The following is a 6,868-nucleotide window of genomic DNA, read 5'->3' on the forward strand; positions in this document are numbered from 1 at the left end:
TACTACATGGAGCGGCTGATCGACCGCGCCGCCGACGAGATGGGCATCAATCGCCTGACGCTGCGCAAGCGCAACTTCATCAAGCCGTCGCAACTGCCGTTCGCAGCCGCGAGCGGCGTTACTTATGACAGCGGCGATTTCGCCGGCGTCTTCAACAAGGCGCTGGAAATTTCCGACCACGTCAATTTTTCCAGGCGCAAGAAGGAGAGCAAGAAGAATGGCAAACTTCGCGGCATCGCCGTCGGCTCCTATCTCGAAGTCACCGCGCCGCCGAGCGGCGAGCTCGGCAAGATCACCTTCGAGCCCGACGGTTCGGTGAAGCTGACGACCGGCACGCTCGACTACGGCCAGGGCCATGCCACGCCGTTCGCGCAGGTGCTGTCGGCGCAACTCGGCGTGCCCTTCGAGAAGATCACCCTCGAGCAGAGCGACAGCGACCTTGTCCGCTTCGGCAACGGCACCGGCGGCTCGCGCTCGATCACGGCGACCGGCCAGGCGATCGTGGAAGCCTCCGCGCTCGTGATCGAAAAGGGCAAGCAGGCCACCGCGCATCTCCTGGAAGCATCCGAAGGCGACATCGAGTTCGCCGGCGGCCGCTTCACCATCGCCGGCACCGACCGCTCGATCGGCATCATGGACCTGGCGAAACGCCTGCGCGAGGGCAAGATGCCCGAAGGCGCGCCGCAGTCACTCGACGTCGACCATGCCACCAAGGATACGCCGTCCACCTTCCCGAATGGCTGCCATGTCGCGGAGGTCGAGATCGATCCCGATACGGGTGTGGTGAAGATCATTCGCTATTTCGCGGTCAATGATTTCGGCACCGTGGTCAATCCGATGATCGTCGCGGGACAATTGCATGGCGGCGTGGCGCAGGGCATCGGCCAGGCGCTGATGGAGCAGGTCAGCTACGATACAAGCGGCCAGCCGATCACCGGCTCGTTCATGGACTACGCGCTGCCGCGGGCGGAAGACATTCCGCCGATGGAGATCGGCGACCACCCCTCGCCCGCCAAATCCAATCCGCTGGGCACCAAGGGCTGCGGCGAAGCCGGCTGCGCCGGCAGCCTCGTCTGCATCGTCAACGCCGTGGTCGACGCACTGTCCGAGCATGGCATCAGCCATATCGACATGCCCCTGACGCCGGAGCGGGTGTGGCGCGCGATCCAGGACGCGAAGGCGAAAGCGGCGTAGGACTGCCACAACACTCACAGCTGTCATCGCCCGCCTTGTGCGCGATTGCGCACAGGGGCGGGCGATCCAGTATGCCAGAGACGCCAGTAAATTAAACGAGGGGCCGCGGCGTGCTGGGTTCCCCGCCTTCGCGGGGAACGACAGGGTTGAGCCAGCCGAAAGATCACACCTTCTCGACCGGGCCGCCGCTCTCGGCCCAGCCCTTGAAGCCGCCGAGATTACGCACGTCCTTGTAGCCGAGATCCTGCAGCGTCTTGCCGGCGAGCGCGGAGCGGCCGCCGGAGGCGCAGTAGACGATCACGGTCTTTTCCCGATCGAACGCGTTGTCGTAATAGGGGCTCTCAGGATCGGCGCGAAATTCGAGCATGCCGCGCGAGACATGCTTCGCCCCCTGAACCTTGCCGGTAGCCTGCACTTCGGTGCCGTCGCGCACATCGACCGCAAGCGCCTTGCCGCTCTCGATCAGGGATTTCGCATCCTGTGGGCTGATGGTCGGAACCGAGCTGTTCGCCGCTGCGAGCAGGTCCTTGACTGAACTGGGCATGGTGTACTCCTTTTCTCGCTACATCCCGGTCATAGCGTATTTTTGCAGCCGCATTACGTCGGCCTGGCAGCGCGCGGCTCGATCAATCAAGCCATCTTGAGGGCGCGGTCTAAGAGCTCCAGCCGGTCCTGGCCCCAGAAGATTTCGCCCGACGGCAACACGTAGCTCGGTGCGCCGAACACGCCGGCCTTCAGCGCGTCCTGCGTGTACTGTTCGTACAGCGCGTCGAGCTCGGCATCCGGCGGGCCGTTGGCACGCAGCGCCGCCGCGTCGAGGCCGGCGCGCTGCGCAGCCGCGGCCATCACAGCAGCGTCGGCGAGCGATTCCTCGCGCTCCCAGATCGCGCGGCCGAACTCCAGCGACAGCAGGTGCGCATCCTTGCCCTGCAGTTTGGCAGATATCACAAGGCGCACCGCCGCGAGGTCGTCGCTCGGAAAATGCTTGGGCTCGAGGTTGAGCGGAATGCCCCTGACCTCGCGCCAGCGTTTGAGCTCCATCAGGCGGTAGGCGCGCCGCTGCGGCGAGCGCTTTGGCAGCGGCAGGCCGCCGGTCTGCTCGAAGATCGGGCCGAACTTGCAGGGCTTGACGTCGACATCAGCGCCATATCGCTGCACGATCTCGGCAAACAGCGCGCTGCCCATGAAGGTCCAGGGCGAGTTGAGCGACAGGTAATACGTGATGGTGATGGCCATGGTTACGCCGCCGCCTGTTCGCGCGGCTGGTAGATCGCGATATGATGGCAATGCGCCAGCGGCGTCGTGCCGTTGCCGACCACGAGCGCGTCCAGCTCGACGAAGCGATGCCCCTTCTTGTCGTAATTGCCGACGACTTTGGCACGCGCGGTCAATTCGTCGCCGATGCGCCCCGCCGACAGCAGTTGCATCGTTGTGCCGACGTGGATCCACGGCCCCATGATGGCATTGTCGACCAGCACCTTGTTCATCACCCGCGGCAACAGGCCGGGATGACCGAGCCCTTCCCTGGCGTAGATTTCCTCGGTTTCGCGAATATCCGAAAGATACTCCCTGGCCGCGTCCGCCGCCCAGGTGCGCGGGATCGCTCCCAGCCATTTGCCGAGAGCATAGGACGCAGCATCCACCGGCTTGCGCTCGGATACCGCCGCAACGTCGACAAAGTCGGACAGCGAAAATGATGGCGCCTTTGATGGCAGCGATGCTGTGCCGGTAGCACAAAGCTCGCCCCGGCTCTTGACCTGGATCGCGAGCACGCCGTTGCTCTCTCCGCCGGTGACATCGGTCAGTTCGCCGTCATATACCGGCTTGACGAAACGCGCCTCGATCAGGCCGCGTTCGAGGAAGGCGCGGCCCCATTTTTCGACCGGCAGGTGCATCATGTAGGCCATCACGTCGACACCGGGCACCAGCCCGCCGATGAAGCCATAACGCTTCGCGACGGTGTCATCGTGCATCTTGTTTTCGGAGTGCTTTGAGGTGTTGTAGGCCGAGACCCGATGGGGCTCGATACGGCTTGTCATCCCGTTTCCTCTATATTCTTGTTCTTTCGGACCGTTATCGTACGCGAAGAAAGTGCCGTGGCAAGCATGTTCCATCAGCTGTTTTCCTCGCATTTTTCCGCCCGGTGAGGTACCACGCGCCGACAACAAAGACCTGACCGAACCCAAGCAGATTTGACCGATCCTGAAGTGCCCGACCAGAACCCCATCCGCATCTATGTCGATGCCGACGCCTGCCCGGTGAAGGACGATATCTATCGCGTCGCCGGCAGGCACGGGCTGCCCGTCACCGTCGTCGCGGGCAACTTCATCCGCGTGCCGCAGGATCCCCTGATCGAGCGGATTGCCGCCGGTTCCGGCATGGATGCCGCCGATGACTGGATCGCCGAGCGCGCCGGCAAGGGCGACATCGTCATCACCTCGGATATCCCGCTCGCCAGCCGCTGCGTGAAAGCCGGCGCGGAGGTGATCGCGCCGAACGGCAAGCCGTTCTCGGAAGAATCGATCGGCATGACGCTGGCGGTGCGCAATTTGATGACCGACCTGCGCTCATCCGGCGAAGTGACTAGCGGCCCGAGATCGTTCGCGCCGCGCGACCGTTCCACGTTTCTCTCGACGCTCGACCAGACCATCCGCCGCATCCAGCGCCAGCGGGCCGACCTGCCTGCGCCGAACCAGGGCTAGACGATGGCGCCGCCGCTGATCCAGTTGAAGGACATCAGGCTGACCTTTGGCGGCACCCCGCTGCTGTCGGGCGTCGAGCTGTCGGTGTCGTCGGGCGAGCGCGTCTGCCTGATCGGGCGCAACGGCTCCGGCAAATCGACGCTGCTCAAAATCGCCGCCGGCCTCGTCCAGCCCGACGGCGGCAGCCGTTTCGTGCAGCCAGGCGCCACCATCCGCTATCTGCCGCAGGAACCTGATTTCAGCGACCACAAGACGACGCTGGCCTATGTCGAGGCTGGCCTCGGCCCGGGCGACGACCACTACCAGGCCCGCTATCTGGTCGAGCAGCTCGGGCTGTCCGGCGACGAAGACCCCGCGCATGTCTCGGGTGGCGAAGCCCGCCGTGCCGCGCTTGCGCGGGTGCTGGCACCTTCGCCGGACATTTTGCTGCTGGACGAGCCGACCAACCATCTCGACCTTCCGACCATCGAGTGGCTGGAGGCCGAATTGGAGAGCCGCAAATGCGCGCTGGTGCTGATCAGCCACGACCGCCGCTTTCTCTCCAACCTGTCGCGCGCGACCGCCTGGCTCGACCGCGGCCAGATCAGGCAGATCGACCGCGGCTTCTCCGCCTTCGAAGGCTGGCGTGACGAGGTGCTGGCGGAGGAGGAGCGCGACCAGCACAAGCTCGACCGCAAGATCGTCAACGAGGAGCACTGGCTGCGCTACGGCGTCTCCGGCCGCCGCAAGCGCAACGTCAAGCGGCTCGGTAACCTGCATGCACTGCGCGACCAGCGGCGCGACTATCGCGGCGCGACCAGCAGCGCCAATCTCGCTGCGGCGGAGGCCGAGAAATCCGGCCGTCTCGTGATCGAAGCAAAGAACATCGGCAAGGCCTTTGGCGACCGCCCAATCGTCGAGAATTTTTCGATCCGCATCCAGCGCGGCGACCGCGTCGGCATCGTCGGCCCGAACGGCGCCGGCAAGACCACGCTGGTTCATCTCCTGATCGGCAACGATCCGCCCGATGCCGGCTCCGTGCGGCTTGGCGCCAATATCGAGATGGCGACGCTCGACCAGCACCGCGAAAGCCTCGATCCGAAGTCGACGCTGGCGGAAGCCCTGACCGGCGGCCGCGGCGACCATGTCAACGTCGGCGGCAAGCCGAAGCACGTCATCGGCTACATGAAGGATTTTCTGTTCGCGCAAGAGCAGCGCGGCACGCCACTGGAGGCGCTCTCCGGCGGCGAGCGCGGCCGGCTGATGCTGGCGCGCGCGCTGGCCAAGCCCTCGAACCTTTTGGTGCTGGACGAGCCGACCAATGACCTCGATCTCGAAACGCTAGATGTGCTCGAAGAGATGCTCGGCGAGTATGAGGGCACAGTGATCCTGATCAGCCACGACCGCGACTTCCTCGACCGCGTCGTGACCTCGGTGATCGTGCCTGAAGGTCAGGGACGCTGGATCGAATATGCCGGCGGCTATAGCGACATGCTGGCGCAGCGCGGCGGCGACCTGACGCGGGAAGCGCTCAAGGCGGCGCCTTCGGCCGAAGAAAAGAAGGAAGCGAAGCCGGCGGCGCCTTCGACCGCGCAAAAGCGGCGGCTGAGCTTCAACGAGAAGCATGCACTGGAAACGCTGCCGAAGACGATGGCAAAATTGCAGGCCGAGATCGCAAAGCAGCAGAAGCTGCTTGACGATCCCGATCTCTACGCCAAGGATCGCAAGAGGTTCGATGCAGCGTCCGCTGCGATCGCAAAGGCGCAGGAAGAACTTTCGACCGCCGAAGACCGCTGGCTGGAGCTGGAGGTTTTGCGGGAAGAGATCGAGCAGGCATAGACGTTTCAACGTCATTGCGAGCGGAGCGAAGCAATCCATCCATCCGTTATGCCGCGCAATGGATTGCTTCGCTCCGCTCGCAATGACGGGAATACCGAATTGGAGTTAGCCCCATGACCACCCCACTCGCCGCAAAAATCGCCCGCGAATACGGCACGCCCTGCGCCGTCATCGACATGGACCGCGTCGAACAAAACATCGCGCGGGTGCAGGTCGCCTGCGACAAGGCCGGCGTCGCCAACCGGCCACACATCAAGACCCACAAGAGCCCGATGCTGGCGCAGATGCAGGTCGCGGCCGGCGCCAGGGGCATCACCTGCCAGAAGATCGGCGAGGCCGAGGTGATGGCGGAGGCCGGGATCGACGACATCCTGATCAGCTACAATCTGCTCGGCGACGAGAAGATGGCGCGTCTCGGCGCGCTGCAGGCCAAGGCCAATATGACGGTCGCGGCCGACAATTCGGTCGTTGTCGCGGACCTGCCAAATGCGGCCGCTGCATCCGGGCGCATCCTCAACGTCGTGGTGGAGTGCGACACCGGGCGCAAGCGCGCCGGCGTCGAGACGCCGGCCGAAGCTATCGTGCTGGCGCACGAGATCGCCTCGTCCAAGGGCCTGCGGTTCGCGGGCTTCATGCTCTACCCGACCGAGACCGGCTGGGCCGAGGCGCAAAAATTCTACGACGAGGCGCTGGCGGGCGTGCGCGCGCACGGGCTCGATGCCGCGATGGTTTCGACCGGCGGCTCGCCGAACCTGAAAAACCTCGGCAAGCTCAAGGGCGCGACCGAGCACCGGCCCGGCACCTATATCTATAACGACCGTATGCAGGTCGCGGCCGGCGTCGCCGAATGGGACGATTGCGCGCTCAACATCTATTCGACGGTGGTCAGCCGCGCCGGTGCGGACCGCGGCATTCTCGACGCCGGCTCGAAGACGCTGACCTCGGACCCCGGCGGCGGGCTCGATGGCTACGGACTGATCCTGGAACATCCGGAAGCGAAGATCGCGCGCTTTGCCGAAGAGCACGGCTTCCTCGACCTCACCCGCAGCAACACGCGGCCAAAGGTCGGCGACGTCGTGCGGATCGTACCGAACCATGTCTGCGTCGTCGTCAACATGATGGACGAGGTGGTGATGGTGCGCGGCGACGAGATC

7 protein-coding genes are annotated in these 6,868 nt (G+C 64.7%); 4 read left to right on the plus strand and 3 right to left on the minus strand.

Annotation, left to right across the window (positions count from 1 at the left end; genetic code table 11):
* Positions 1-1,194, plus strand: a 1,194-nt coding sequence (locus V7E26_RS28365; RefSeq protein ID WP_324422701.1) for a xanthine dehydrogenase family protein molybdopterin-binding subunit, incomplete at its 5' end; no start/stop codon positions are given.
* 163 nt (positions 1,195-1,357) lie between these two features.
* On the opposite strand, the gene V7E26_RS28370 is transcribed toward V7E26_RS28365, so the two are convergent.
* The 3 genes from V7E26_RS28370 to V7E26_RS28380 all read right to left on the minus strand — a co-directional run bounded on the left by V7E26_RS28370 (position 1,358) and on the right by V7E26_RS28380 (position 3,233).
* Positions 1,358-1,738 (minus strand): rhodanese-like domain-containing protein, encoded by a 381-nt coding sequence (locus V7E26_RS28370; RefSeq protein ID WP_324422702.1) that lies wholly within the window; start codon positions 1,736-1,738, stop codon positions 1,358-1,360.
* 86 nt (positions 1,739-1,824) lie between these two features.
* Positions 1,825-2,430, minus strand: a complete 606-nt coding sequence (locus V7E26_RS28375) for a 2-hydroxychromene-2-carboxylate isomerase (RefSeq protein ID WP_324422703.1) — start codon at positions 2,428-2,430, stop codon at positions 1,825-1,827.
* Between the two features lie 2 nt (positions 2,431-2,432).
* Positions 2,433-3,233, minus strand: coding sequence for a hypothetical protein (locus tag V7E26_RS28380; protein ID WP_324422704.1), 801 nt, complete (start codon positions 3,231-3,233; stop codon positions 2,433-2,435).
* 153 nt (positions 3,234-3,386) lie between these two features.
* Here V7E26_RS28380 and V7E26_RS28385 point away from each other — a divergent pair, with 153 nt between their 5' ends.
* The 3 genes from V7E26_RS28385 to V7E26_RS28395 all read left to right on the plus strand — a co-directional run.
* On the plus strand, positions 3,387-3,896 hold the full coding sequence (locus V7E26_RS28385) for a YaiI/YqxD family protein (protein WP_324422705.1): 510 nt from the start codon (positions 3,387-3,389) through the stop codon (positions 3,894-3,896).
* Positions 3,897-3,899: 3 nt separating this feature from the next.
* Complete coding sequence (locus V7E26_RS28390; protein WP_324422706.1) at positions 3,900-5,714, plus strand: ABC-F family ATP-binding cassette domain-containing protein; 1,815 nt, start codon at positions 3,900-3,902, stop codon at positions 5,712-5,714.
* Between the two features lie 113 nt (positions 5,715-5,827).
* On the plus strand, positions 5,828-6,868 hold a 1,041-nt coding region (locus V7E26_RS28395), incomplete at its 3' end, for a D-TA family PLP-dependent enzyme (protein WP_324422707.1).

Origin of the sequence: Bradyrhizobium sp., from assembly GCF_036735945.1 — a bacterium.
Classification (GTDB): Bacteria; Pseudomonadota; Alphaproteobacteria; order Rhizobiales; family Xanthobacteraceae; genus Bradyrhizobium.